At 72.3% G+C, this 24,302-nt stretch carries 22 protein-coding genes and 2 pseudogenes; 12 read left to right on the top strand and 12 right to left on the bottom strand.

The features are described from left to right. Positions 1-43: 43 nt before the first annotated feature. On the top strand, positions 44-379 hold the full coding sequence (locus tag ACFZAX_RS05610; RefSeq protein ID WP_390959408.1) for a DUF2516 family protein: 336 nt from the start codon (positions 44-46) through the stop codon (positions 377-379). Here ACFZAX_RS05610 and ACFZAX_RS05615 read toward each other — a convergent pair. The 3 genes from ACFZAX_RS05615 to ACFZAX_RS05625 all read right to left on the bottom strand — a co-directional run bounded on the left by ACFZAX_RS05615 (position 361) and on the right by ACFZAX_RS05625 (position 4,402). Further along, the gene (locus ACFZAX_RS05615) at positions 361-1,755 is read right to left on the bottom strand and encodes a SpoIIE family protein phosphatase (RefSeq protein WP_390959410.1); all 1,395 of its coding nucleotides are present in this window, start codon (positions 1,753-1,755) and stop codon (positions 361-363) included. The genes ACFZAX_RS05610 and ACFZAX_RS05615 overlap by 19 nt on opposite strands. A 451-nt stretch (positions 1,756-2,206) precedes the next feature. Beyond that, the gene (locus ACFZAX_RS05620) at positions 2,207-3,265 is read right to left on the bottom strand and encodes an NlpC/P60 family protein (RefSeq protein WP_390959412.1); all 1,059 of its coding nucleotides are present in this window, start codon (positions 3,263-3,265) and stop codon (positions 2,207-2,209) included. Positions 3,266-3,592: 327 nt separating this feature from the next. After that, positions 3,593-4,402: a class I SAM-dependent methyltransferase gene (locus tag ACFZAX_RS05625; protein WP_390959413.1), complete on the bottom strand. Its 810-nt coding sequence runs from the start codon at positions 4,400-4,402 to the stop codon at positions 3,593-3,595. 399 nt (positions 4,403-4,801) lie between these two features. Between ACFZAX_RS05625 and mshA the strand changes: the two genes are divergently transcribed. The 5 genes and pseudogenes from mshA (at position 4,802) to ACFZAX_RS05650 (ending at position 9,947) form a co-directional block, all read left to right on the top strand. After that, positions 4,802-6,178, top strand: a complete 1,377-nt coding sequence (gene mshA, locus ACFZAX_RS05630; RefSeq protein ID WP_390959414.1) for a D-inositol-3-phosphate glycosyltransferase — start codon at positions 4,802-4,804, stop codon at positions 6,176-6,178. 64 nt (positions 6,179-6,242) lie between these two features. After that, positions 6,243-6,743, top strand: a pseudogene (locus ACFZAX_RS05635) (YbjN domain-containing protein); the annotation flags it as partial. Positions 6,744-6,932: 189 nt separating this feature from the next. Then, complete coding sequence (locus ACFZAX_RS05640; protein ID WP_390959416.1) at positions 6,933-8,450, top strand: hypothetical protein; 1,518 nt, start codon at positions 6,933-6,935, stop codon at positions 8,448-8,450. Positions 8,451-8,512: 62 nt separating this feature from the next. Continuing rightward, a pseudogene (locus tag ACFZAX_RS05645) lies at positions 8,513-8,746 on the top strand (hypothetical protein); the annotation flags it as partial. Between the two features lie 424 nt (positions 8,747-9,170). Then, positions 9,171-9,947 carry a hypothetical protein gene (locus ACFZAX_RS05650; protein WP_390959418.1) on the top strand — a complete coding sequence of 259 codons (777 nt, stop codon included), beginning with the start codon at positions 9,171-9,173 and terminating at the stop codon, positions 9,945-9,947. Positions 9,948-10,402: 455 nt separating this feature from the next. On the opposite strand, the gene ACFZAX_RS05655 is transcribed toward ACFZAX_RS05650, so the two are convergent. From ACFZAX_RS05655 to ACFZAX_RS05680, 6 genes are all read right to left on the bottom strand, one after another. Continuing rightward, positions 10,403-10,645, bottom strand: coding sequence for a hypothetical protein (locus ACFZAX_RS05655; RefSeq protein WP_390959420.1), 243 nt, complete (start codon positions 10,643-10,645; stop codon positions 10,403-10,405). Beyond that, positions 10,642-10,890: a hypothetical protein gene (locus ACFZAX_RS05660; RefSeq protein ID WP_266706012.1), complete on the bottom strand. Its 249-nt coding sequence runs from the start codon at positions 10,888-10,890 to the stop codon at positions 10,642-10,644. Before ACFZAX_RS05660 ends, ACFZAX_RS05655 begins: the two co-directional genes overlap by 4 nt. 164 nt (positions 10,891-11,054) lie before the next feature. Next, positions 11,055-11,954 (bottom strand): hypothetical protein, encoded by a 900-nt coding sequence (locus ACFZAX_RS05665; protein ID WP_390959422.1) that lies wholly within the window; start codon positions 11,952-11,954, stop codon positions 11,055-11,057. Continuing rightward, a complete protein-coding gene (locus ACFZAX_RS05670; RefSeq protein ID WP_390959424.1) occupies positions 11,951-13,219 on the bottom strand; it encodes a glycosyltransferase in 1,269 nt (422 codons plus the stop codon). The genes ACFZAX_RS05665 and ACFZAX_RS05670 overlap by 4 nt, the downstream gene beginning before the upstream one ends. Before the next feature lie 151 nt (positions 13,220-13,370). Further along, complete coding sequence (locus ACFZAX_RS05675) at positions 13,371-13,919, bottom strand: hypothetical protein (protein ID WP_390959426.1); 549 nt, start codon at positions 13,917-13,919, stop codon at positions 13,371-13,373. A 578-nt stretch (positions 13,920-14,497) separates the two neighbouring features. Continuing rightward, positions 14,498-15,259, bottom strand: coding sequence for a phosphoglyceromutase (locus ACFZAX_RS05680; RefSeq protein ID WP_390959428.1), 762 nt, complete (start codon positions 15,257-15,259; stop codon positions 14,498-14,500). 323 nt (positions 15,260-15,582) lie between these two features. Between ACFZAX_RS05680 and ACFZAX_RS05685 the strand changes: the two genes are divergently transcribed. Next, positions 15,583-17,013: an MFS transporter gene (locus ACFZAX_RS05685; protein WP_390959430.1), complete on the top strand. Its 1,431-nt coding sequence runs from the start codon at positions 15,583-15,585 to the stop codon at positions 17,011-17,013. Positions 17,014-17,208: 195 nt separating this feature from the next. On the opposite strand, the gene ACFZAX_RS05690 is transcribed toward ACFZAX_RS05685, so the two are convergent. Continuing rightward, entirely contained in the window at positions 17,209-17,358 is a 150-nt protein-coding gene (locus ACFZAX_RS05690) for a hypothetical protein (RefSeq protein ID WP_266705998.1), read from the bottom strand. 287 nt (positions 17,359-17,645) lie between these two features. Next, a complete protein-coding gene (phoU, locus tag ACFZAX_RS05695) occupies positions 17,646-18,323 on the bottom strand; it encodes a phosphate signaling complex protein PhoU (protein ID WP_327176532.1) in 678 nt (225 codons plus the stop codon). A gap of 196 nt (positions 18,324-18,519) precedes the next feature. Between phoU and ACFZAX_RS05700 the strand changes: the two genes are divergently transcribed. Both ACFZAX_RS05700 and ACFZAX_RS05705 read left to right on the top strand, forming a co-directional pair. Then, positions 18,520-19,782, top strand: a complete 1,263-nt coding sequence (locus ACFZAX_RS05700; RefSeq protein WP_390959431.1) for an ATP-binding protein — start codon at positions 18,520-18,522, stop codon at positions 19,780-19,782. Next, a complete protein-coding gene (locus ACFZAX_RS05705; protein WP_275493488.1) occupies positions 19,779-20,459 on the top strand; it encodes a response regulator transcription factor in 681 nt (226 codons plus the stop codon). The genes ACFZAX_RS05700 and ACFZAX_RS05705 overlap by 4 nt, the downstream gene beginning before the upstream one ends. Before the next feature lie 111 nt (positions 20,460-20,570). On the opposite strand, the gene ACFZAX_RS05710 is transcribed toward ACFZAX_RS05705, so the two are convergent. After that, positions 20,571-21,209: a DUF461 domain-containing protein gene (locus ACFZAX_RS05710; protein WP_390959434.1), complete on the bottom strand. Its 639-nt coding sequence runs from the start codon at positions 21,207-21,209 to the stop codon at positions 20,571-20,573. Positions 21,210-21,905: 696 nt separating this feature from the next. Between ACFZAX_RS05710 and ACFZAX_RS05715 the strand changes: the two genes are divergently transcribed. The 3 genes from ACFZAX_RS05715 to ispF all read left to right on the top strand — a co-directional run bounded on the left by ACFZAX_RS05715 (position 21,906) and on the right by ispF (position 24,245). After that, positions 21,906-22,388: a CarD family transcriptional regulator gene (locus ACFZAX_RS05715; RefSeq protein ID WP_003953493.1), complete on the top strand. Its 483-nt coding sequence runs from the start codon at positions 21,906-21,908 to the stop codon at positions 22,386-22,388. Between the two features lie 524 nt (positions 22,389-22,912). After that, on the top strand, positions 22,913-23,740 hold the full coding sequence (ispD, locus tag ACFZAX_RS05720; RefSeq protein ID WP_390959435.1) for a 2-C-methyl-D-erythritol 4-phosphate cytidylyltransferase: 828 nt from the start codon (positions 22,913-22,915) through the stop codon (positions 23,738-23,740). Beyond that, positions 23,730-24,245, top strand: coding sequence for a 2-C-methyl-D-erythritol 2,4-cyclodiphosphate synthase (ispF, locus tag ACFZAX_RS05725; RefSeq protein WP_390959437.1), 516 nt, complete (start codon positions 23,730-23,732; stop codon positions 24,243-24,245). The genes ispD and ispF overlap by 11 nt, the downstream gene beginning before the upstream one ends. Positions 24,246-24,302 lie beyond the last annotated feature (57 nt).

Consider the following 24,302-nt stretch of genomic DNA (forward strand, 5'->3'; position numbering starts at 1 on the left):
AGGGGCCGCGAGGCGCTCACCCACGACGAGGCGGTGCACACCCATGTTGCTCAGCGGATTCGGCACATTCATCCAGCTGCTGTACCTGCTCATGCTCGTTCTGGCCGTGGTGGCGCTGGTTTTCGCGTCCATCGCGCGCGAGGACGCCTACCGGGCGGCCGACAAGAAGACGAAGAAGTTCTGGGTGATCGTCCTGGCCGTCGCGGTGGCCGTGAACCTCTTCGTCCCGATGCTGTTCCTGATCCTGGCCGGGACGGTCGCGTCCATCGTGTTCCTGGTGGACGTACGGCCCGCGCTCAAGGCGGTGACCGGGGGCGGGAACCGTCGCGGCGGGTCGAGCAGCGACGGCCCGTACGGCCCCTACAACGGCGGGCGCTGAGCCGGTACGACCGGTACGGCGGTCGCGACGGCCGACGGCACGGGGTGGGTTCGCACGGCGAGCCTGCCCCGTTTGCGTGTCCGGTCCCTGTCCCGTGCGCGTTCCCGGTCGCGGTCCTTGTCGCGGTCGCGGGAGAGCAGCAGGACGGCCACGTCGTCGGTGAGCTCGCCGCCGTTCAGCTCCCGCACCCGGGAGACGGCGGCGTCCAGCAGCTCCTCGCCGCGCAGGCCCCGGCCCAGCTGCTCGTCGACCATGGCGACCATGCCGTCCTGGCCGAGGCGCTGGTTGCCCTCGCCGATACGGCCCTCGATGAGCCCGTCCGTGTACATCATCAGGTGCCAGGCGCCGCCCAGCTCGACCTGGCGCCGGGGCCACCGGGCGCGCGACAGCAGGCCGAGCGCCGGACCGCCGTCCTCGAAGGGCAGCAGGCGCGCGGCGCGCCCCGCCCGGGAGATCAGCGGCGCCGGGTGTCCGGCGAGGCAGAGGCCGGCGCGACGGCCGTCCGGAGCGATGTCGACGGTGCAGAGCGTCGCGAAGATCTCCTCGCTCTGCCGCTCGTGCTCCAGGACCTGCTGGAGCGTGGAGAGCAGCTCGTCCCCGCAGAGCCCGGCCAGCGTGAGGGCCCGCCACGCTATGCGCAGCTCCACGCCGAGGGCCGCCTCGTCGGGGCCGTGGCCGCAGACGTCGCCGATCATCGCGTGGACGGTGCCGTCCGGCGTACGGACGGTGTCGTAGAAGTCGCCGCCCAGCAGCGCGCGGCTGCGGCCGGGACGGTAGCGCGCGGCGAAGCCGAGGTCGGAGCCGTCCAGCAGCGGGGTGGGCAGCAGACCGCGCTCCAGGCGGGCGTTCTCCTGGGCGCGCAGCCGGGATTCGGTCAGCTGGTTCTGGGTGATGTCGGCGCGCTTGCGCTGGACGGCGTACCGGATGGCGCGGCTCAGCAGCCGGGCGTCGAGCTCGTCGCGGAAGAGGTAGTCCTGGGCCCCGACGCGTACCGCCTCCGCAGCCAGCTCCGCGTCGTCCTCGGCGGTGAGCGCGAGCACCGCGTGCTGGGGCGCGATCCGCAGGACGTGCAGGAGTGCGGCGAGCTCGTCGGCACGCCCCGAGCCGCGCCCGTCGTCCGCCGTGGCCCGTGCGCCGGAGCCGCTGGGCAGTGAGAGGTCGAGCAGGATGCAGTCGACGTCGTCGGTGAGGAGCCGTCCGGCCTCGGTGAGGTTGCGGGCGGTGCGGACCCGGACCCGGGTGCCCGCCGCCGCGGGGAGATCCGGGAGGGAGAAGGTGCCCGTGGGGTCGTCCTGGATCACCAACAGGGTGAGGTCGGCTCCAGCGGTGGTCTCCGCAGCGGGTACGGCGCGCTGCTGAGGTACGGGTGCGGGCATCGGTTTCCGGGTTCCTTCCCTCCCCCCGAGGGCGCGGGCGGGACGACGGTCGACGACCTGCCAGACCGGGACCATAGCGTTCGGCGGGCCGGGAGCGGAATGGCGCCCGGAGACGCGCCGGAGTCATATGCGCAGTCATAAGCCGCGTCCTGGCACGGATCCGGCGCGATGCGTCCGTCCGCGGCGGGCCCGGATGCCATGACAAACATCACGCGGGCGCGTACGGGCATGGGGAGTGGATCACACGCCCGCGCACGGGCCGGATCGCACGCCCGGCGCGCGGTGGTCGTACCTACCCCGGCGGGCGTCCACAGCCCCGAACCGGCGCACGCTCCACAGCGTGTGGACAACCCCGGGCGACGGTCGCGCGGCACGCCCGCCCAGGGGCGGGCGCACCCACGCGTCGGGGCGGACCTAGGCGTCCGGGGCGTACCCACGCGTCCGGGCGGGCCTACGCGTCGGGGCGCACCACGCCGCGGATCTCCATCGAGCCGGCCCCGGTCAGTGTGACGTTCCGCCCGGGGCGCGGGGCGTGCACCACCATGCCGTCGCCGACGTACATCCCGACGTGGGTGGCGTCGCTGTGGTAGATGATCAGGTCACCGGGGCGCATGTCCCCGATCGCGATGTGCTTGAGCTGCTTCCACTGCTCCTGCGAGGTGCGGGGGATCGGCCGCTTCGCCGCCGCCCACGCCTGGGAGGTCAGGCCGGAGCAGTCGTACGAGCCGGGGCCCTCGGCCCCCCAGACGTACGGCTTGCCGATCTGGGCGAGCGCGAACGTCACGGCGGCCCTGCCGCTCGGACTCGCCTCGCGGTTGATGTCCTTCAGGGCGCCGGAGCTGAGCCAGGAGGACTGGGCGGCGGCCTGCGCCTGCTTCTCGAGTTCGAGGAGGCGGGCGCGCTCCTTCTCCTCCAGCTGCGCTTCGAGCTTCTTCGCCTCGTCGATCCGGGCGTTGATCTCCTTCTTCGCCCGGGCCTGCTTCAGGCGGCCGGCCTCCAGCTCGTCCCAGTTGTCCTGCGCGTCGTCGGTGTACAGCTCCAGGTCCGCCTGGGCCCGCATCAGTTCGGACAGCGCGGAGTCCGAGGCCTGCTGGCTCTGGCGTATCTGGTTGAGGCCGTACAGGAAGAGCCGGGGATCGCTGCTGAGGGCCAGCTGAGTGCCCGGCGGCAGGCCGGCGTTGCGGTACTGCTCCCGGGCCTGGGCGCCGATCCGGTCCTTCAGGCGGGCGATCTTCGAGCGGCCCGCGTCGATGGCACGGTCGAGGTCGCTCAGCTCGGCGGACTGCTTCTTCACCTGCTCCTCGGCCAGGTTGTACGCGTCGGTCGCGGCCCCGGCCTTCTCGTAGAGCCGGTCGATCTCCTCGCGCACCTCGGCGAGGGACTTCGTGGCGGGGGCCTGTTGGACCGAGGGGGGCGGTTCGGGTGCGGCCCATGCCTGGACCGGTGCGGAAAGCACGGCGAGTGCGCAGACCACGGTGATGGCGGCCGCGGCACAGTGACGTCGCTTCACGAACGAACTCCCCCTCCGTCACCTCGGAGCAAAGGCCCGATAGCGCTCATGTGACTTACTGTCAGTAACTTTTCGGCGACGTCGAGATCGTGCCATGCCGTCCCGAAAAGCAACAGGGGGGACGGGCGAAGGACGCGTCACACGGACGGAACACGGTGTGCCTTTCCTCCCCCTTTCCCCCTCGGTCCCCGGCCCGCCCCCTGCCGTACGCCCCGCGCACACGACGGGCCCTCTCGCGGAGCGTCACGAGGAGCACGCCGGACCGTCCGTTTCTGCGTCTGCCGGGGCGTCTGCCGGAGTGCGCGCCGGGCGGTACGCCCGCCGCTCTCAGCCCCGGTCCGGGACGCGCCCGGTGCCGCCGCCCGGGCGCAGGGCCTCCCAGGCCACGGTGAGTTCGCCCTGGCGCCAGCGGCGCGCGTCGTCGCGGAGCGGCCAGTCGGCGGCGAGCGAGCGGGCGGCGGCGATCCAGCGCTGGCGCGCGCCGAGGGAGGCGTACGGGGCCGCGGTCGCCCAGGCCCGGTCGAAGTCGCGGAGGAAGGCGTGCACCGGCTCACCGGGCACGTTCCGGTGGATCAGCGCCTTGGGGAGGCGCTCGGCCAGGTCGGAGGGGCGGTCCAGCGAACCGAGCCGCGCGGCGAAGGTCACCGTGCGCGGGCCCCCGGGCCCCAGCGCCACCCACACGTGCCGGCGCCCGATCTCGTCGCAGGTGCCCTCCACCAGCAGCCCGTCCGGGGCGAGCCGCGCGCACAGCCGCTCCCAGACGGCGGCGACCTGGTCCTCGTCGTACTGGCGCAGCACGTTCGCCGCCCTGATCAGGCTGGGCGGCTCGGCCAGCGGCACCTCGAAGCCGCCGTGCCGGAAGGTGAGGCCCTCGCGCGCGTACGGCTGGGCCGCGGCGACCCGCTCCGGGTCGATCTCGACGCCGACCACACGGGTGTGCGGGGCGGCGGTACGCAGCCGGGCCAGAAGCTCGACGGCGGTCCAGGGGGCTGCCCCGTAGCCGAGGTCCACCGCGACGGGGGAGTCCGCGCGCCGCAGCGCGGGGCCGTGGGCGGCGGCGATCCAGCGGTCCATGCGGCGGAGTCGGTTGGGGTTGGTGGTCCCGCGGGTCACGGTGCCGATGGGGCGCTGGTGCATGCGGTCGAGCGTACGCGGCGGGGTCCCGGGCCTGTCGGGGAAGTGCCGACCGCGGGGCGACGCCGCTTCGACTCCACGCCCTGGGCTCTGCGGGGCGCTCGTATACGAGAAATGCGCGGGCGTGCGCACGGAACGTGCGCGCCCGCGCGCGATCGCGGGTACGCGGAAGGGGAGCCGGCGCGGCCGGCGCGCGCCCGTCCGTCCGCCGCCTGGACGGGACGGAGAACGGCCGGTGTGGGGCGGAGGCCCACATCCGGCGGGCGGAGAACGACGAAGGTTGACACGGACTGGTAATGATTTGGCAAAGGTGGAAATGAATCGGGCGGGTTTCGCTGTTTCGCGGACGAGGGGACGTCCGTCCCTTACACGGCGTGCCCTGAGCAAGGAGGTCCGGACGACGTGAGTCGTGACGTCTCCCGATTCGGCGGCAGCCGCGTGGCGCCGCGCCTGCGGTTCCCGGGCGGGCGTGGCAGCGGTCTGGCGGCCGGGTTCGCCGGCGGGCACCGGAGGCCGCGCAGGATCGCGATGCTCTCCGTGCACACCTCGCCGCTCCACCAGCCCGGCACGGGCGACGCCGGCGGTATGAACGTGTACATCGTGGAGCTGGCCAGGCGCCTCGCCGCGATCAACATCGAGGTGGAGATCTTCACCCGGGCCACCACCGGCTCCCTGCCCCCAGTGGTCGAGATGGCGCCCGGGGTGCTGGTCCGGCACGTCGACGCGGGGCCGTACGAAGGGCTCCGCAAGGAGGACCTGCCCGCCCAGCTCTGCGCCTTCACCCACGGCGTGATGCAGGCCTGGGCCGGTCACCGCCCCGGCTACTACGACCTCGTGCACTCCCACTACTGGCTCTCCGGCCAGGTCGGCTGGCTGGCCGCGCAGCGCTGGGGCGTCCCGCTGGTGCACGCCATGCACACGATGGCGAAGGTCAAGAACGCCGCGCTGGCGGAGGGCGACACCCCCGAACCCGCCGCCCGGGTCATCGGGGAGACGCAGATCGTCGACGCGGCCGACCGGCTCATCGCCAACACGGCGGAGGAGGCCGACGAACTCGTCCGCTTCTACGACGCCGACCCTGCCTCCGTCGCCGTCGTCCACCCCGGCGTGAACCTGGAGCGTTTCTGCCCCGGCGACGGGCGGGCCGCCGCGCGCGCCCGGCTCGGACTGCCGCAGGACGCGCTCATTCCGCTCTTCGCGGGGCGCATCCAGCCCCTGAAGGCCCCGGACGTGCTGCTGCGCGCCGTGGCGGTGCTCCTGGAGCGCGATCCGTCGCTCAGGTCCCGGCTCGTCGTACCGGTGGTGGGCGGCCCCAGCGGTACGGGCCTCGCCAAGCCGGAGGTCCTCCACAAGCTGGCGGCCAGGCTCGGCGTCGCCGACGTCGTGCGGTTCCAGCCGCCGGTCGGGCAGGACGAGCTCGCCGACTGGTTCCGGGCCGCGTCCGTGCTGGTCATGCCGTCGTACAGCGAGTCCTTCGGACTGGTCGCCATTGAGGCCCAGGCGGTCGGTACGCCGGTCGTCGCCGCGGCCGTGGGCGGACTGCCGGTCGCGGTGCGGGACGGCGTCAGCGGCTTCCTGATCCCGGGGCACGACCCCGAGTCGTACGCGCTGGCGCTCGAACGGTTCGTCCGTACGCCGGAGCTCGTCGACCGGATGGGCGCCGCCGCAGCCGAGCACGCGCAGTCCTTCGGCTGGGGCACCGCCGCCGCCGCGACCGCCGACGTCTACACCGGTGCGATGCAGGACCACCGCCGCCGGGTCCGCTCCCGCCAGGGCTGAGGCCCGGGAGCCGGACCGTACCGGCCGGTAGGTGCGCGGCCGCGCGCTGTCGTACGCTCGCACCATGGCTGAGGCAGTGGACGAGGCGGCAGTGGCGCGGATCATCGAGGAGACCCTCGACGACGCCGGCCTGGAGTGGGAGAGCCCGGAGGCCGGCAACTACGTCGTCAAACTGCCCGGCACCCGCAAGCTCTCCACCACCTGCTCGCTCCTCGTCGGCAAGCACTCCCTCTCCCTCAACGCCTTCGTCGTCCGGCACCCGGACGAGAACGACGCGGCGGTCCACCGCTGGCTGCTGGAGCGCAACCTCCGCCTCTTCGGAGTGAGTTACGCGGTGGACCGGCTCGGCGACATCTACCTCGTCGGCAAACTGCCGCTGAGCGTGGTCACCCCGGACGAGCTGGACCGGCTGCTCGGCACGGTGCTGGAGGCGGCCGACGGGGCGTTCAACACCCTGCTGGAGCTGGGCTTCGCGAGCTCCATCCGCAAGGAGTACGCCTGGCGGGTCTCGCGGGGCGAGTCCACCCGGAACCTCGACGCCTTCGCCCGCCTGACCCGGCGTACGGACGCGGGGACGGAAACGGCGCCGGAGGGGGGCCCGGGCACGGAAACGGGCACGGAAACGGCGCCGGACGGGGATACGGGCACGGACTGACCGCCGCTCCCGGGCGCCCCCGGTGTCCGGACGGTGTGTCATCTCCCCTCCACGGGGCAGATGTCCGTGGGTCCGCCCCCATCTGCCCGGAGCCACCGCGTGCACAGTCAGTCACGTCCTGCCGCGCCGCTCGGCTTCCACTGCGAGCACACCCCCGGCGAGAGCCGGGTCCTCGCACTCGTGGACCACCGCCCGGGTCCCGCCACCCTGCACGCCGTCCTGACCTGCCGCACCCCCGGACTCGCCGACGAGGCAGCCCGCGTGCTCCAGCGAGCCCTCCGGGTCCCGGCCGACGCGTGGAACTCCGGCCCGCTGGAGGAGCTGTGCGCGCGGCTTCCGCACGGTGCGGCCGACAGCCTGCGCACCGCCGTCGGCCGAGCCCTCGCGGGCGCCTGGCCGGTAAACGGCACACCGGTGGACGGCATACCGGTGGACGGCGCACCAGGCCGCGAGGACCACCGCCACGGGGAACGCGGCCACGGGGACCACGACCACGGGGAACGCGGCCACGAGGGCCACGGCCACGGGGACCACGACCACGGGGACCACGACCGCGGAGAACGCGACCACGGGCGGGCCGCCCCGGCCGCCCGGCTCGCCGAACTCTCCGGCCCGGTCTTCCGGATCGCGCTGCTGCGGGAGTTCCACGTCCACGACCGGCGGGCGCTGCTCAAGGCCGCCGCCGACGAGGGCTGGGAACCGCTGCCGGCCGACCAACTGGGCGCGCACGACCGGCAGGACCTCATCGGCGCCACCCAGTGGCTCGCCGAGCACCGGGGAGACATCGCGGGAGCCGACACCCTCGCCGACCGCAGCCAGGCCTACCGGCTCACCGTCGACGAGGACGACGAGCTCGCGGGCTGGAGCCGTGAAGAGGTGGTCGCGGACTTCGGGGCCGGCTGGCTCCGGGGCGCCGAGGCCCACCGTGCCGCTGAGCCAGGAGTGCCCGGCGAACCCGGGGACCCCGAACGGCCGGACTTCGCCGCATTGTTCGAGGTGGACGCCCCGCACTGCGCCGACCCGGAGTGCGGGGAGGAGCGCTGCCGGTGGCACCTCACGCCCCGTACCGCCGCAGCCCTCCACGAGGCGCTGCGGCTGCTGGCCCGCCGTGCCCGCGAGGACGCCGCGGTCCTCGGTGACCGGCCTCTCGCGCCGGGCGGGCTCGGTGAGAAGGCCGGGGTCTTCACCCGGCTGCCCAGGGTGACGTTCGGCGTCGGCGCGGCCTGGCGACTGCGCTTCGCGCGGGCGGTCGAGAGCATCGGGGGCGACCTGCGCGACGGCTGGTGGCCGGAGCCCACCTGCACGGCCGAGGAGGTGGCCCTGCACCTCGCCATCGAGGACGCGCGCGCCGCCGTGGAGGCGGGGGCCGCCGCCGGGACCGGGCCCATCGGCGGCGGAGTCCTGCCGGCCCACCGGGACGACCACGACTTCGACGCGTGCGCCGGGATGTTCTTCCAGGACACCGACGTGCTGATGCTCTACGACGCAGGTCTGGACGGCATGGAGGACCCGGAGGACGAGGTCAACCAGCGGCTGGGCATAGGAGACCTCCGGCCGGCCGCCTGGTTCGAACCCTTTCTGAACGTCACGCCCCGCGACGAGGACGACGACGGCTGAAGGCTGTCCGACTGTTCCCCGACGCCGACCTTGTGGCGCGGGTCACGGGAACCCCCTCGCCGTGGCGTGCCTCGCTGCCCACCGACCCCGGCGCCCTGCTCCGGCGGCTCGCCGCCGAGATCACCCGCGACCAGGACGCGCGCCACACCCCGGCCGAGGAGCGGGATCAGGCTCAGGACGCCTTCGACACCATCGGTGAGCTGCTGCGGGAGACGCTGATGCCACCCGGGACCGCGGCCGCCCTCTACAAGGCCGCCGCGCGAATCCCCGGAGTGACCGTGGACCGCGACGCGGTTCGGCGTCTTCAGGACCCACGCGCGGCCGTCCGTGAGGGTGATCCCGGTGACGGTGTTGGACGTCCCGCCGGTGAGGGCTCCCGCGCGAGGACGTCCTGCGCGGTGACACCTGCGGCGGCCGGGGCGGCAGCGGTGCGGCGGTCCCCGGCATCGGCGAGCTCGGGCCCGGACTCCGCGGGCTCAAATCCTTCAGAGGGCGAAACCTGCTGGTCCAAGGGGTTCCGAGGCATGAACACTCCCGAAACGGCCGCTGAATTCACAGAATGATCACAGTGGAATCACAATCACGTGTGAGGGTGAAGCGAAACCAAGTTCGAGCAAAGGTTCGATCATACAGTGGGCTTCTCCGCGACGATCCCGCTGTGGCCGGTGCGAACTGGCGGCCGAGAAAGGGTTGTTGCTCCCGAAACAGGAGAAATGAACCATGCGCGCTTCCCTCGTCCGCCGATCCGCCCTCGCCGCGTCCGTCGCCTCCCTGGTCCTGCTGGCCAGTGCGTGTGGCGGCTCGTCGGACGACTCGGACACCAAGAGCACGGCGGTGGACACGTCGAAGTCCGCCTCCGCCCCCGCCTCGGCCGAGCCCGAGCAGAGCGCGGTCAAGGCCCTGACCGCGGCGGAGCTGGAGAAGGTCTCCCTGGTCGAGGGTGATGTCGCGGACCTCAAGGTCGAGAAGGCCGGCGCCGGGGACATCGTCAAGACGTCGGACGTCACCGCGGACAAGGCCGAGTGCCTCCCCTTCGCGCAGGCGCTGTTCGTGGCGCCGCAGGGCAAGCCGGTCGCCACGAGTGCCCGCTCCGCCAAGGAGGAGCTGAGCGCCGACGAGAACGCCGCCGATCTGGGCGGTGACCTGACGATGGTCGGCCTGGCGTCGTACGAGGGCAAGGGCGCGGCCGACGTGGTCGCCGCCGTCCGCACGGCCGCCACCGCGTGCGCCTCGGGCTTCACCGCCACGGTGCAGGGCGAGACGCAGAAGGTCTCCGCGATCAAGGAGGACCAGGTGACCGGCGGCGAGGAGTCGGCCGCGTGGAACCTGGTCGTGGATCAGGAGGGCGCGAAGGTCCCGTTCGATCTCGCACTGATCCGCCAGGGCGGCACGGTCGGCACCTTCTCCACCTGCAACCTGGCCTCGTTCATGGGCAAGGAGATCAAGCTGGAGCAGCCGACGGCGGTCGTCGACGCGCAGGTGAAGAAGCTCTCCTGACGTCGCGGCGGACGGCGGACGTCCGGTGGCCCGGTGGCCCGGTGGCCCGGTGGCCCGGTGGCCCGGTGGCGACGCGCGCGGGCGTCGCGGCCGGGCCGTCCCGCATCCCGGTGAGGCCGGGGCGTACCGGCCCGCTCTTCAGGGCCTTACTCCGTGAAGGCCGCCGCAGCCGAGGGGTGTTCATGAGCCGTGGCGGTCCGACGACGGTCCGGACGGCGTCGGCCGGCGCACCGGGGAGACCCGGCCACGGGGCCTCCGGTCGACCGGACGGCTCGCCGGGCATGTCGTCCCTGGCGATTGCCCCGTACCGATCACGCGGAGTCGTATCAGTCGTCGGACAGCGACCCGCAAGTCCCAGGTGTCCGGGCCCGCCGCCGATGTGACCCGTCCGCGACGTGCCGCCGGCGGCGGCTCGTCCGTCGGGTCCGGGTCCGGTCGCGGGTACCCGAGGGATCTCAGGGCAGCGGCACGAGCCGGACCACGGTGAGGGTGAGCACCGAGCCCGAGACGTAGTACAGGACGATCGCGCCCGCCACCGTCGCCTCACGGCGGTCGCGTTCGCCCTTCACGGCCGTGGAACCGTGACCGTACGGAGTCCGCCCCAGAGTGCGGGCCATCTCGTCGCGGAACGGATCGACGTCCCGCATCTTGGCCAGGGTGTCGTCGGCCGGCGGGGCGTAGGAGATACGGAAACTCAAGCCACGCTCCGCCTCTCGGCCTCGTCCCGCGCCAGCCGGTCCAGGATGCGTTCGGCCTCGGGATCGGGGACCGCCTCCAGCATCCAGTGCCGCATCACGGCGTGGATCTGGTGCACGCCCGCCTCGTTGACGGCGCGGTCGAACTCGTCGCGTCTCTCGTCGGGGAGCGCCGCGCGGATGGCCGGGATGCTGTTGGGTACCTCCACCTCGGTACCACCGACGAAAGTCTTCAGAGACTCGCCCACTGTGCTCTCCCCGATCTCCTTGTGCCTCGGCCGGCAAGGTGCGCCCCGTCGGCAAGGCCCGGGTACGCGTCCGCGTGGGGGTGCCGGAAGGCACCCCCACGGTAGTGGGTGGCGCTCCCGGGTCCACGGGCGCGTCCGCTCCTCGCGCGACACCCGAAGGTGTGTCAGCCGGCCGTGACCTCCACTGAAAGCTCGTTGTCCAGCGTGTAATAGGTGCGAGCCGTAAGGCCGTTGAGGGTAACCGCGGGAAAGACGTACACCTTCTTGCGGTCCGCGACATCGTCCAGCAGCCGCCCCACCCGGATCGGCCGCGCGCCCGTCCCCGGACGTACGAGTACGTCCCACACGCCCGGCGCGCCGTCGGGCGTGTCCACCAACTCCCGCTGGGAGAAGGTGAACCGTACGCCGTCGCCGCCCTCCGTGTGGAGCTCCGCCTCGCGTACCTCGCCGGCCGCTCCCCGCAGCCGCAGCAGGGCTGTCGCGCCGACGCCCGGCCGGAGCCCGAAGAGCCGCGCGCGTACGGTGGTCGCTTCGGCGCCGACCTCGATGCGGTCCGCCTCGACGTGCGCGGCCCGCAGCCACGTCCGTACGGCGAGGGTGCCGTCCCCCGTGGCGAACGGCACCCGCACCGCGAGCGGCAGCGGCGTCCGCCCGGGTTCCCGCCCGGCCGGCAGCGCCCGCAGGTCGCGGACGCCCGCGAGCAGTGGCGTACGTTCGGCGTCCGGCTCGGGCAGGACGAAGAGGTCCCACCGTCCCTCCGCCAGCGCCGGCTCCGGTTCGAGCACGGCCCGCCAGGAGTGCTCCGCCCCACCAGCCGGTGCTCCGGCCGGTCCGTCCGGCTCCAGGCCGACCAGCCGGGTGACCGACTCCGGCTTCCCCTTCGGCGGACGCAACCGCAGCAGCAGCTGGGGGCGTTCCGCCGTACGGTGCTCGAAGCCGAACCGCACCACCAACCGACCGTCCCGGTCCACCGAGCAGTCGGCGCGCGGGAGTTGGTCCGGTGCGTGGCGCGTGCCGCCGCCCCGTGCCTGGTCGGAGCCGTCCGTCGCCTTGGTCCCGGTCATCGCCGCTTCGCCTTCCGTACGGTCTTCAGCAAGGTGCGTGCCGCCGTGTCCAGGGTGTCCCGGGCCGCGTACCCGCGTGGTCCGAGCGCGAGAGCCGTGCCGGTGGCCACCGGTGCGGCAGGGTGCCCGGCGACCCGGGCGGCGGTCAGCCCCTCGAACAGGGCCTCCGCCCGCGCGACGACCGGACCCGGCGCGTAGCGGCGGGAGTTGTCCAGTGCGGCGCGGCCCATCCGGCGCCGGAGCTCGTCGTCGCGGACGAGGTCGAGCAGCGCGGCGGCCAGCGCGTCCCGGTTCCCGACCGGGACCAGTCGGCCGTCCTCGCCGGGCCGGATGATCTCGGCGGGCCCGTGCGGGCAGTCGGTACTCACCACGGGGAGTCCGCAGCGCATCGCTTCCACGATCGTCATGCCGAACGGCTCGAAGCTCGACGTCGCGGCAGCGATCGAGCCCTTGACCCACTCGGCCTCCATGGGAGCGGCGGCTCCCATCAGGAACACGTTGTTGTGCAGGGCGAGTTCGTCCACCAGGCGCCGCAGCCGGTCGTGCTCCTCGCCGCGTCCGTAGATCCGCAGCTGCCAGTCGGGGCGCTCGGCGGCCACCTTCGCGAACGCCTCGATGAGCAGGTCGTACCGCTTCACCCGCACCAGCCGCCCGGCCGCGACCACGATCCGCGCGTTGCCGTCGGCGGGCGGGAGCACCGGGTCCGGCACGCTGTTGGGCAGCGCCTCGACGCGTACGCCCGGCAGCCGCATCGTCCGCCGGTAGGCCGCGGCGTCCGCGTCCGTGACGGTGGTCAGCGCGTCCAGCCGCCGGTACGCCCGGCGCAGGACCCGGCGCAGCGCCGGCGGGTGGCTCTCCACCGTGAGGTGCTCCTGCCCGACCCGCACGGTGCGGTCGGGAGCCTGGAGCGCGAGGTGGACGTTGAGCCCGGCGCGGGTACCGATGGCGACGTCGGCGTCCGTGCCCGACAGGAACTCGCCGATCCGACGGTCCGTCAGCGCGCTGTACTCCCCGTACCGGCTCTCCGCGCGCGGGAACGCCTTCGACGGCTGCCCGAACAGGGGGTGGCTTTTCTCCCGCCGCAGGTCGATCAGCGGTCGCAGCCGGATGCGCGGGTCGAGCGCGAACGCGGGCACGTCCCGGTGCCGGTTGACCGAAACGATCTCCACCTCGTGCCGCTCGGCCAGCGCGTGGGCCAGGTTGAACGTGGTGGAGATCGTCCCCCCGATCCCGTACGCGTTGTGGATGAGGAAGGAAATCTTCATGAACGACAAGACAGCGCCGGGGGTCTGGTAGTTGCGCCCGTTACTCCATCGTGAGGGGCGAATGCCGCCGAGTGGCCCCTCGTGCGGAGCACGCCGGGGGCGGCGGCCTCCCCGGCCGAGTCGTGCCCGGCAGGCGTGCGTCGGCCGGCGTTCAGACGCGCCGAAGGTGCCGCGTGAAGAGCGCGCGGGCCCGGACCAGGTCCTCGGGGGAACGCGCGCCGCGCTTGGGCACGACGAAGAAGTACTCCGCGCTGCCCGTGAGGACGAACAGGTCGGGCGTCTCGAACCACCATGGGTAGATGTTCCAGCTGGTGGTGCCGCTGCTCTCCCCGGACGAGCCGGTGGTGGTCAGCCCGTCGGTGGTGAGCGTGGTGCGGCAGTTCCCGAGAGCGGCGTGCTCCTCGTACTGGGTCCGTGTCCGGGTCCTGCGGACCCGCTGCCGTGCGTAGAAGAGGGCGCTGACGCCGATCACGCTGACGCTGATCGTCCGGGCGGCGCCGAAGTGCCAGGACAGTGCGCGTGTGGCGAGTATCGCGGCCCCGAACAACGCGGGAAGCCACAGACCACCGGTGAGCCCGTGCCGGGTCCTGAGGGAGAACCACTTCCGAGCCTGGTCGTAGTCCGCGACGGTCGGGAGGTAGTCGAACAGGACGGTGTCCGATGCCGCGGATTCGGCCTGCCCGGCTTGATCTCTCTTCATGACGGCTGAGAGTAGGGCAGTTCGCGTGTACGGCACAGCCACTCATGAGGCACCGGACCGGCCCCACCGTGGGGCGGCGGAAGCCGGCGGGGCGGTCGCAGCCTCCCGGGGACCAGGACATGCGTCCGTGGCCTGCGGCGGGGCGGGTTGGGGCCAGGAAAACGCCCCCGCCCGCGGCGTACGCGCGGACCGGGGGCTTGATCGCAGAATTTACTTCTTCTTGCCCTGGGTCTGGCGGGCCCGTCTTTCGGCCCTGGTCAACAGAGTGCATACCTCGACTGACCTGCGGTTGTGCTGTTGTTGTCGGTCACTGTTGGCCGTTGCGTGCCACCCGGAGGGCCTACAGCTGACGTTCTGTGCCTGCTCGCCGCGCTTGTGAGCTCGTCCGGAAGCGACCGCGGGCTGACACTCAAGGTGTACGCGCATCTCATGCCGAGCGGCCGGGACCGGGCCAGGAAGGTTCTTGGGCGAGCGCTCCGGCCGCAGGACCCAGGGGCCTGAGGGCCCAACGAGGGCCCAGGCCGTGAAAATGCCCCCGCCCTGCGCCGCGCGCGCAGGTGGGGGCATGATCACGGAGCCTACTTCTTCTTGCCCTGGTTCTTCACGGCCTCGATGGCGGCCTTGGCCGCGTCCGGGTCGAGGTACGTGCCGCCCGGCTTGACCGGCTTGAAGTCTGCGTCGAGCTCGTAGACGAGCGGGATGCCGGTCGGGATGTTGAGGCCCGAGATCTCCTCGTCGGAGATGCCGTCCAGGTGCTTGACCAGGCCGCGGAGGCTGTTGCCGTGGGCGGCGACGAGGACGGTCTTGCCGTCGAGCAGGTCCGGGACGATGCCGTCGTACCAGTACGGCAGCATGCGGACGACGACGTCCTTGAGGCACTCGGTGCGCGGGCGCAGCTCGGTCGGGATCGTCGCGTAGCGCGGGTCGTCGCTCTGCGAGAACTCCGTGCCGTCCTCGAGGACCGGCGGCGGGGTGTCGTAGGAGCGGCGCCACAGCATGAACTGCTCCTCGCCGAACTCGGCGAGGGTCTGGGCCTTGTCCTTGCCCTGGAGCGCGCCGTAGTGGCGCTCGTTCAGCCGCCAGGAGCGGTGGACGGGGATCCAGTGGCGGTCGGCGGCCTCCAGCGCGAGCTGCGCCGTGCGGATGGCGCGCTTTTGGAGGGAGGTGTGCAGGACGTCCGGGAGCAGCCCGGCGTCCTTGAGCAGCTCACCGCCGCGCACCGCTTCCTTCTCGCCCTTCTCGGTGAGGTTCACGTCCACCCAACCGGTGAACAGGTTCTTCGCGTTCCATTCGCTCTCGCCGTGGCGGAGGAGGATCAGCTTGTACGTCGCGTCGGCCATGAGCCCGAGCGTAATCGAACCTGTACCCCCTTCGCGCGCCCGGCCACTGGACGGACAAACAGGTACACAGGCGAGCGGTGCGGGGCGCACATGAGGGGGCCGGGAGGGCGGTCCGGAGGTCCCCGCGGGCCCCCTCCACGCGCCCCGCCCGGGCACCGGGCCGTACGCCCGCCCGGGCGACGATTGACGGCTGCTGTCAATCGACTGGCGATCCGGAAGCCGTCCTTCGTAATGTTCGATCAGCTGCCGTACCGCTTACCGGGCGCGTCCGTGCGGCACCCGTCCCGCACCTGTCCGCGCTCGCGCCACCTGGGGGTACCCGCATGTCTGTCGACGGTCTACGGAGAGCCGCGCGCAGCACGGTGTCCGGAATGCCCCGGGAGTTCTGGTGGCTGTGGACCAGCACGCTGGTCAACCGGCTCGGAGCGTTCGTCGCCACCTTCATGGCGCTCTACCTGACGCTGGACCGCGGCTACTCCGCGTCGTACGCGGGTCTGGTGGCCTCCCTGCACGGCCTCGGCGGGGTCATCTCCTCGCTCGGCGCGGGGGTGATGACCGACCGGCTCGGGCGGCGGCCGACCATGCTGATCGCGCAGCTCTCGACGGCCCTGTCGGTGGCGGTGCTGGGGTTCATGGAGAACCCGGTCGCCATCGCGGGCGTCGCGTTCGTCGTCGGCATGGCGAGCAACGCCTCGCGCCCCGCCGTCCAGGCGATGATGGCGGACATCGTGCCGCCGAAGGACCGGGTAAGAGCCTTCTCCTTGAACTACTGGGCCATCAACCTGGGATTCGCCGTCTCCTCCACCGGTGCCGGGTTCATCGCCGAGTACAGCTACCGGATCGGGTTCTTCGTCGAGGCGCTGCTGACCCTGTGCTGCGCCGTGGTCGTCTTCCTGAAGGTGCCCGAGTCCCGGCCGGACCTTGCCCCGGTGACCTCCGCGTCCGGCGGGCGGACCGCCGAGCCCGCCGCGGTCCGGCTCACGGACGTGCTGCGGGACGGGCGGTTCATGGGGGTGGTCGGCCTGTCGTTCCTGGTCGCGCTGATCACCCAGCAGGGTTACGTGGGCCTGCCGGTGGCCATGGGCGCGGACGGGCTCACCAGTTCCGACTTCGGAACCGCGATCGCCGTCAACGGCCTGCTGATCGTCGTACTCCAGATGCCGCTCTCGCGGTTCATCGACAACCGGGACCCGCGTCAACTCCTCGTCTTCTCCACGCTCTTCGCCGGATACGGGTTCGGGCTGACGGCCTTCGCCGGCTCGGTCGCCGCGTACGCGTTGACGGTGTGCGTCTGGACCCTGGGCGAGATCGTCAACGCCCCGACCCAGTCCAGCCTGGTGGTGAAGCTGTCGCCCGCCCGGGGCCGGGGCCGCTACCAGGGGATGTACACGATGTCCTGGTCGGTGGCGGCGCTGATCGCGCCGCTGATGTCCGGCGTGGTGATAGACAACTGGGGCGCGTCCTGGCTCTGGATGACCTGCGCCCTTCTCGGTACGGTGACCGCCCTCGGCTACTGGCTGCTGATGCGGAACCTGTCGATGGACGAGGAGCCGGAAGGCCGCGAGGCGGAAGACCGCGGGGCGGAAGGCGCCGTCGTGGAGACCGTCGAGCCGGCCGTACCGGCCCCTGCCGCCGTACCGGCCGTACCGGTGATCGCTGTCCAGTCGGCCGTACCGGTGATCGCCGTCGAGCCGGCCGCGCGCTTCGACGCCGGCGACAAGCCTCTTCAGGCACAGGCACAGGCACAGGCGTGACGGGCAGCGGGCAGACGGGCCCTTCGGAGCCGGTTACTCCCACGGACCGGGACATGCTCCCGGCAGGCGAACCGGGCCCCACCTGAGCGATGCGGCCGTACGACGGCGTCCGCGCGCGGGAGCCCGGCGGCTCCGCGCACGGACGCCGTCGCGCCGTCGTACTGCAGTCGGTGGCCGGTCCCGGAACGGGGCCGGTCAGCCGCCGCACTGACAGGGCGAACCGGACTGGCAGCCGCAGCCGCAGCCGGAGCCGCAGCCGCAGGCGCCGAGCACGGTCAGGCGCACCACTTCGGTCGGGGTCTCCTGCTCGGGGTCGGGCAGGGGGGAATCGGCCGCATGTGCCATGAGGTCCTCCTCAACGCGTACCACCGGCCGGGGCCGGAGAGCCGCCGCGCCGGTGTCGTACGCCCGGTGCGCACGACAGGGGCGTACGGGATCGGTCCCGGCCCCCGTCCATTGCATGCCCAGCCGGGCGGGCGCATCAACGGCGCACACGCGCAGAGATTCCGTGCCCCTCCCGGCGGTCCGCCGGCGCCCTTGCGCGCCGGACCGTGCTGCGGTGCGGTACGCGAGCGTGCGCCCGGCCCCGCTCCGGCCCGCCCGCTCCGGCCGTCCGCCCCCGCCCGCGCCGGTTACGCGCCCTCGACCGAGGTCGGGGACTGGAGCTCGTCGGCGTGCTCGCCCGTCACCAGGTAGACGACCCGCTTGGCGACCGAGACCGCGTGGTCGGCGAAGCGCTCGTAGTAGCGGCCGAGCAGCGTCACGTCGACCGCCGTCTCGATGCCGTGCTTCCAGCGGTCGTCCATCAGGTGCTGGAAGAGCGCACGGTGCAGCAGGTCCATCTCGTCGTCGTCCTGCTCCAGCTGGAGGGCGAGGTCGACGTCCTTGGTGATGATCACCTCGGCCGCCTTCGCCATCAGCCGCTGGGCCAGCTGCCCCATCTCCAGGATCGTGGCGTGCAGGTCGTGCGGGACGGCCTTGTCCGGGAAGCGGAGCCGGGCCAGCTTGGCGACGTGCTGGGCGAGGTCGCCCGAGCGCTCCAGGTCGGCGCTCATGCGGAGCGAGGTGACCACGATCCGCAGATCGGTCGCGACCGGCTGCTGCCGGGCGAGGAGGGCGATGGCACGTGCCTCCAGTTCGTGCTGGAGGTCGTCGACCCTCTGGTCCGCGGCGATGACGGTCTCCGCGAGCGTGAGGTCGGCGTCGAGCATGGCCGTGGTGGCCCGCCCGATCGCCGACCCGACGAGCCGGGCCATCTCGACCAGGTCCTCGCCGATCGAGTCGAGTTCCTCGTGGTAGGCGTCGCGCATGGAAGTCCCTCTCCAGTCCTGTGGGCCGGGGTCTCTGGGTCGAACCCCACGCTCCCACGGTGCGCCCGGAACGCGTCGGAATCCGACCGCAGAAGTGAACCGGGCCCATCCCCTCGGTGAACTCTGGGCGACGAGTGTTCGAGATGGCACTCGTATGGCTGTGAGGGCGTGCGCATCGACGCATAACCTGGACGACATGGACGTGAACGCGGCGGTCGCCGCAGCAGCCGGGACCGCCGGGTTGTGCACCGGTGTGATCGCGATGCTGGCGTTTCGCTGGAGCGAGCGCGATCTCAAGAAACCGACGCGCGCTTCCGTGCGGCCGGAGACCGCCGCCACGCTGCCTCCCGGGGTGGACACCGTCCTCTCCGTCCTCAGCTCGTCCGCCGTCGTGCTCGACGAGAGCGACGGCGTGGTGAAGGCCAGCTCCGCCGCGTACGCGCTGGGCCTGGTCCGCGGCGGCCGGCTGGCCGTCGACCAGATGCTCCAGATGACCCGGGACACCCGCCGGGACGGCGAGATACGGCAGGTCGAGCTGGAGCTGCCCCGCCGCGGTACGGGCCGGGGCGACGCGCTCGCCGTCTCCGCCCGGGTCGCCCCGCTGGGCTCCCGGCTGGTGCTGCTGCTGGTCGAGGACCTCACCGAGTCGCGGCGGATCGAGGCGGTACGGCGCGACTTCGTCGCCAACGTCAGCCACGAGCTGAAGACGCCGACCGGCGCCCTCTCGCTGCTGTCGGAGGCGGTCCTGGAGGCGTCCGACGACCGGGAGGCCGTCGAGCGCTTCGCGGGCCGCATGCAGATCGAGGCCACCCGGCTGACCAACCTCGTCCAGGAGCTGATCGACCTCTCCCGGGTCCAGAACGACGACCCCCTGGAGGACGCCGAGGCCGTCCGGGTGGACGAACTCGTCGCCGAGGCCATCGACCGCTGCCGCCAGCCGGCCATGTCGAAGGAGATCACCATGGCCTCCGGCGGGACCAACGACCTCTCCGTCTGGGGCAACCGCGGACAGCTCGCGGCGGCCCTCGGCAACCTGGTCGAGAACGCCGTCAACTACAGCCCCGCCCGGACCCGCGTCGGCATCGCCGTCCGGCGGGTGGCCGGACAGGGCCGGCCCCTGATCGAGCTCTCCGTGACCGACCAGGGCATCGGCATCTCCGAGAAGGACCGGGACCGGGTCTTCGAGCGGTTCTACCGCGTCGACCCGGCCCGCTCACGAGCCACCGGTGGCACCGGCCTCGGGCTCGCCATCGTCAAGCACGTGGCCGCCTCGCACGGCGGGGAGGTCACCGTCTGGAGCTCCGAGGGACAGGGCTCCACCTTCACCCTGCGGCTGCCCGAGACGGGCACCGTACGGGAACGCACCACCGGCGGACCGCTCGTCGTCGACAGTGACGACGAGGGACCGTTCGACACCGCTGCTTTTGAACCCTTTCCTGCCCCGGAGGCCCTTCCGTGACCCGAGTGCTTGTCGTCGAGGATGAGGAATCCTTCAGCGACGTCCTGTCCTACATGCTGCGCAAGGAGGGTTTCGAGGTCGCCGTGGCGGCGACGGGTCCCGACGGTCTCGACGAGTTCGACCGCAACGGCGCCGACCTCGTCCTGCTCGACCTCATGCTGCCGGGCCTGCCCGGTACCGAGGTCTGCCGCCAGCTGCGCAACCGTTCCAACGTCCCGGTGATCATGGTCACCGCCAAGGACAGCGAGATCGACAAGGTGGTCGGTCTGGAGATAGGAGCCGACGACTACGTCACCAAGCCGTTCTCCTCGCGCGAGCTGGTGGCACGCATCCGCGCGGTGCTGCGCCGTCGCGGCGAGCCGGAGGAGATCACGCCGGCGGCCCTGGAGGCCGGCCCGGTCCGGATGGACGTCGACCGCCACGTGGTCACCGTCTCCGGCGGCAAGGTGGACCTCCCGCTGAAGGAGTTCGACCTGCTGGAGATGCTGCTGCGCAACGCGGGCCGGGTGCTGACCCGCATGCAGCTCATCGACCGGGTCTGGGGCGCCGACTACGTGGGTGACACCAAGACCCTCGACGTGCACGTGAAGCGGCTGCGCGCCAAGATCGAGCCCGACCCGGGAGCGCCGCGCTACCTGGTGACGGTCCGCGGCCTGGGCTACAAGTTCGAGCCGTAAACCGGTGGCCGGCCACCGGGCACACGGATGAGTGAAGGGCGCCTCCCCCGTGGGGAAGGCGCCCTTCACTCGTGTACGCGGTCGGCGCTCAGGGACGAGGCCGGCCCGGGCTCACTCGGCGGCCGGGGACTCGCTGTCCGTCGGGGTCGCGGAGGCGTCGGTGCTCGCGGAGGCGTCCGGCGAGGCCGAGGCGTCGGTGCTCGCGGAGGCGTCGGGGCTCGCGGCGGAGGTCGGCAGCGCGCTCGGCCCGAAGCCCTTGAAGAAGGAGACGGAGGGCACGACGGTCGCGCCCAGCGCGATGTCACCGCTGTCGCTGAGGCGGAAGACGACCTGCTCGACGTTGCCGTTCCGGGTGGCCTGGCGGCCGTTCTCGATGACGGCGGAGGCGTTGCCCTCGCCACCGAGGACGACCTTGCCGCCGGCCGGGACCACGAGTGGCCCGTCGCCCTTGGCTGCGTGCAGCTTCACCTCGGTGCTGGACCGGGGCAGCGTGATGGCCTCCAGCGTCTCGTCCTCGGAGCCCTGGTTGAAGAGGGCGCCGGTGACCACGGCGGGGCCCTCGGCGCCGTGGTCGGGCTGCGTGACGACGTTCACGTTCTGGATCTTGATGTCGCCGACCGAGGTGGCCGCGTTGTCCGGCCTGACCTGGAGCGTTGCTGCGTCGTTGCCCGCGGCGCACGCGGACAGCGAGGCGATGGAGATCACGAGGGCAGTGGCGGCGAGGGCGCCGTGTCGAAGGCTGCGGCTCACGGCGGCGGCAACTCCTTGAACGTTCGGACTGCGGACTACGGACGTGGTGCGCAGGTGCACTGCACGACCGCGCAGGGCGGCGGGACCGAGTGACGTAAAGCCGCCCTAAGGGTGTGTCAGCGGCCTTAGGCTACCGAGCCTCCGCTCGCGCCTCGCACCCGACCCGCCCCTTTGCCCCACGGCTCTTCGCCGGGCGGGCCGGGCGGGCCGCCCGGCCCGCGGGCCGGAGCCGCGCCCGGACCGTCCTTCCGCCGGGCGGTTCCGCCGCGTCGGTCACCGCCCGGCATCCCCCGTTCACAAAACGCGAATGATCAAAATTCCCGGCGGGGGCCGCATTCGTCGGCGGAAAAGCGCGAGGAGCTGTTGTCGGGAGTGGCTTGATCAATTTCAATGGGCGCGAAACTTCTGTCGATCGTGTGATCGATCTCCGAACACGCGGAAGAAACCGCAGCTTCATGAATCCGGCAAAACGGGATCTTTAACCCGTTCGGACAGGGTTCCCAGGCGCGGGAGCGGCACGTTTCCGGCCGGTCGTACAACGGCTCCGACCTGCGAATACCCTCTCCGCAGAGCCCCGCGCAGCACGTTCCGGATGCTGTTGTCAAGCCCCGAGATATGCCCTGACCTGCGAAAACGCCATTCAGGAGTAGCCGTTCTCGTGTTACCCTGGATAGCCACGGAAGGGGTACCTGTCACATGACGTTCAAGGTTGGCGACACCGTGGTCTATCCCCATCACGGGGCCGCGCTGATCGAGGCTATCGAAACTCGCCAGATCAAAGGCGTGGACAAGACCTACTTGGTGCTCAAGGTCGCCCAGGGCGACTTGACGGTTCGTGTGCCGGCGGACAATGCGGAGTTCGTAGGCGTGCGCGACGTGGTCGGGCAGGACGGGCTGGACCGGGTCTTCGAGGTGCTGCGCGCACCGTATGCCGAAGAGCCGACGAACTGGTCCCGTCGCTACAAGGCAAATCTGGAGAAGCTCGCCTCTGGCGATGTCATCAAGGTCGCCGAAGTGGTGCGTGACCTGTGGCGTCGTGAGCGCGAGCGCGGACTCTCCGCCGGAGAAAAGCGCATGCTCGCCAAGGCCCGCCAGATCCTGGTGAGTGAGCTCGCTCTCGCGGAAAACACGAACGAGGACAAGGCCGAAGCCCTGCTCGACGAGGTTCTCGCGTCCTGAACCGGATCACACCGGTCGTACGAATATGCCGTGGTCCCCGCTGACCTGCCGTTTTCAACGGCACGTCTCCGGGCACCGCGGCACGTTCGCGTTCTGGGCGTGTGCGTGAGCGCGGTCGTCACTTCGTGAGCACGGTCGGCCCTTCGCGCCTCGGCCCCACCGACTTCCGGTCCCGGTGCGGCGGGTTTCCGATGCGGCGGAACCCGCCGCACCGGATTCACCGCATGCGGGGGGCCGGACACCTGGGCACCCGGCGCTTTTTCAAGATTCTTTTTCGGCCACCCGGATACGGCTGAATTCGGCCGGATACCAAGTGGTGGTCGCGCCGGCCCTTGTGCGGCTAGCGTCCCCCTCGGCCGGTCAACGCACCGGCCGCCCCGCGCCGCCGCCACGACTCGCTCGACCGGGTCACGGAAGGGGTCCGGACCGAGGCGGGCCGTTGTACGGCGGCTCGCTTGGGGCCCTACCCACGTCGGCCGTGGCAACAAACCTGCCGAAGCTTCGGAGTCCAACCGATGTCACCCATGTCACCGCCCGACACGTCGCCACCCGACGGGCTGCCGGGTCCGTCGGGCGCGCCGGCGCCCGCCGTACCCCCCGCGACCGGCGGTTTCGCCCGGACGCCCCGTACCGCCGCAGTCATCCCGGCCGCCGGGCGGGGGGTCCGGCTCGGTCCCGGCGCGCCCAAGGCGCTGCGGACCCTGAGCGGTACGCCCATGCTGGTCCACGCCGTGCGGGCGATGGCCGCCTCGCGCGCCGTCTCGCTCGTCGTGGTGGTCGCCCCGCCGGACGGTGCGTCCGAGGTGAAGAACCTCCTCGACGCGCACGCCCTGCCGGAGCGCACCGACTACGTGGTGGTGCCCGGTGGCGATACCCGTCAGGAGTCCGTCCGCCTCGGCCTGGAGGTGCTGCCCGAGGACGTGTCCACGGTGCTGGTGCACGACGCGGCCCGCCCCCTGGTGCCGGTCGACACCGTGGACGCGGTGATCGAGGCGGTACGCGGCGGCGCCCCGGCCGTGGTGCCCGCCGTGCCGCTCGCCGACACCGTCAAGGAGGTCGAGCCGTCGGCGGACCCGGGCGGGCCGGAGCCGGTGCTCTCGACCCCCGCACGGGCCAGGCTGCGCGCGGTGCAGACCCCGCAGGGCTTCGACCGGGACACCCTGGTGCGGGCGCACGCGACCGTGGTGTTCGGCGGCGAGGGCGCCACCGACGACGCGGGCATGGTGGAGCGTCTCGGCGAGCCCGTCGTCGTGGTGCCCGGCCACGAAGAGGCGTTCAAGGTGACCCGGCCACTCGATCTGCTGCTGGCCGAGGCGGTACTCGCACGCCGGAGGGCGAACGATGGCTTCTGATCCCCGTCCCGTTCCCGATGTCCGCCCGGTGATCCCGCTCGTCGGGATCGGGACCGACATCCACGCCTTCGAGGAGGGCCGCGAGCTCTGGTGCGCGGGTCTGAAGTGGGAGGGTGAGGGACCCGGCCTGGCCGGGCACTCCGACGCGGACGTCGTCGCGCACGCCGCCTGCAACGCCCTCTTCTCCGCCGCCGGCCTCGGTGACCTGGGGCAGCACTTCGGCACCGGCCGCCCCGAGTGGTCCGGCGCCTCCGGCGTGACGCTGCTGGCCGAGGCGGCCCGGATCGTGCGGGCGGCCGGGTTCGGGATCGGCAACGTCGCCGTCCAGGTCGTCGGGGTCCGGCCGAAGATCGGCAAGCGGCGCGAGGAGGCCCAGCAGGTCCTCTCGGACGTGGTCGGCGCCCCCGTGTCGCTCTCCGCCGCCACCTCGGACGGCCTCGGCTTCACCGGCCGGGGCGAGGGCATCGCGGGGATCGCCACCGCGCTGGTCTACCGCACCTCCTGAGGTCGTGTGCCCGGGCCCGCCGCCGTACGGCCGCGAGCCCGGGCACGCGGAGGGCCG

Origin of the sequence: Streptomyces sp. NPDC008125 (assembly GCF_042957125.1) — a bacterium.
GTDB lineage: Bacteria > Actinomycetota > Actinomycetes > Streptomycetales > Streptomycetaceae > Streptomyces.

Excerpts from the sequence above, each read along its gene's own strand:
- ACFZAX_RS05625 (WP_390959413.1), bottom strand. The coding sequence starts at position 4,402 with ATGCACCAGCGCCCCATCGGCACCGTGACCCGCGGGACCACCAACCCC.
- ACFZAX_RS05675 (WP_390959426.1), bottom strand. The coding sequence starts at position 13,919 with ATGAAGAGAGATCAAGCCGGGCAGGCCGAATCCGCGGCATCGGACACC.
- ACFZAX_RS05615 (WP_390959410.1), bottom strand. The coding sequence starts at position 1,755 with ATGCCCGCACCCGTACCTCAGCAGCGCGCCGTACCCGCTGCGGAGACC.
- ACFZAX_RS05700 (WP_390959431.1), top strand. The coding sequence starts at position 18,520 with ATGGACGTGAACGCGGCGGTCGCCGCAGCAGCCGGGACCGCCGGGTTG.
- phoU (WP_327176532.1), bottom strand. The coding sequence starts at position 18,323 with ATGCGCGACGCCTACCACGAGGAACTCGACTCGATCGGCGAGGACCTG.
- ACFZAX_RS05690 (WP_266705998.1), bottom strand. The coding sequence starts at position 17,358 with ATGGCACATGCGGCCGATTCCCCCCTGCCCGACCCCGAGCAGGAGACC.
- ACFZAX_RS05680 (WP_390959428.1), bottom strand. The coding sequence starts at position 15,259 with ATGGCCGACGCGACGTACAAGCTGATCCTCCTCCGCCACGGCGAGAGC.
- ACFZAX_RS05685 (WP_390959430.1), top strand. The coding sequence starts at position 15,583 with ATGTCTGTCGACGGTCTACGGAGAGCCGCGCGCAGCACGGTGTCCGGA.
- ACFZAX_RS05610 (WP_390959408.1), top strand. The coding sequence starts at position 44 with ATGTTGCTCAGCGGATTCGGCACATTCATCCAGCTGCTGTACCTGCTC.
- ispD (WP_390959435.1), top strand. The coding sequence starts at position 22,913 with ATGTCACCGCCCGACACGTCGCCACCCGACGGGCTGCCGGGTCCGTCG.
- ACFZAX_RS05715 (WP_003953493.1), top strand. The coding sequence starts at position 21,906 with ATGACGTTCAAGGTTGGCGACACCGTGGTCTATCCCCATCACGGGGCC.
- ACFZAX_RS05670 (WP_390959424.1), bottom strand. The coding sequence starts at position 13,219 with ATGAAGATTTCCTTCCTCATCCACAACGCGTACGGGATCGGGGGGACG.
- ACFZAX_RS05665 (WP_390959422.1), bottom strand. The coding sequence starts at position 11,954 with ATGACCGGGACCAAGGCGACGGACGGCTCCGACCAGGCACGGGGCGGC.
- ACFZAX_RS05650 (WP_390959418.1), top strand. The coding sequence starts at position 9,171 with ATGCGCGCTTCCCTCGTCCGCCGATCCGCCCTCGCCGCGTCCGTCGCC.
- ispF (WP_390959437.1), top strand. The coding sequence starts at position 23,730 with ATGGCTTCTGATCCCCGTCCCGTTCCCGATGTCCGCCCGGTGATCCCG.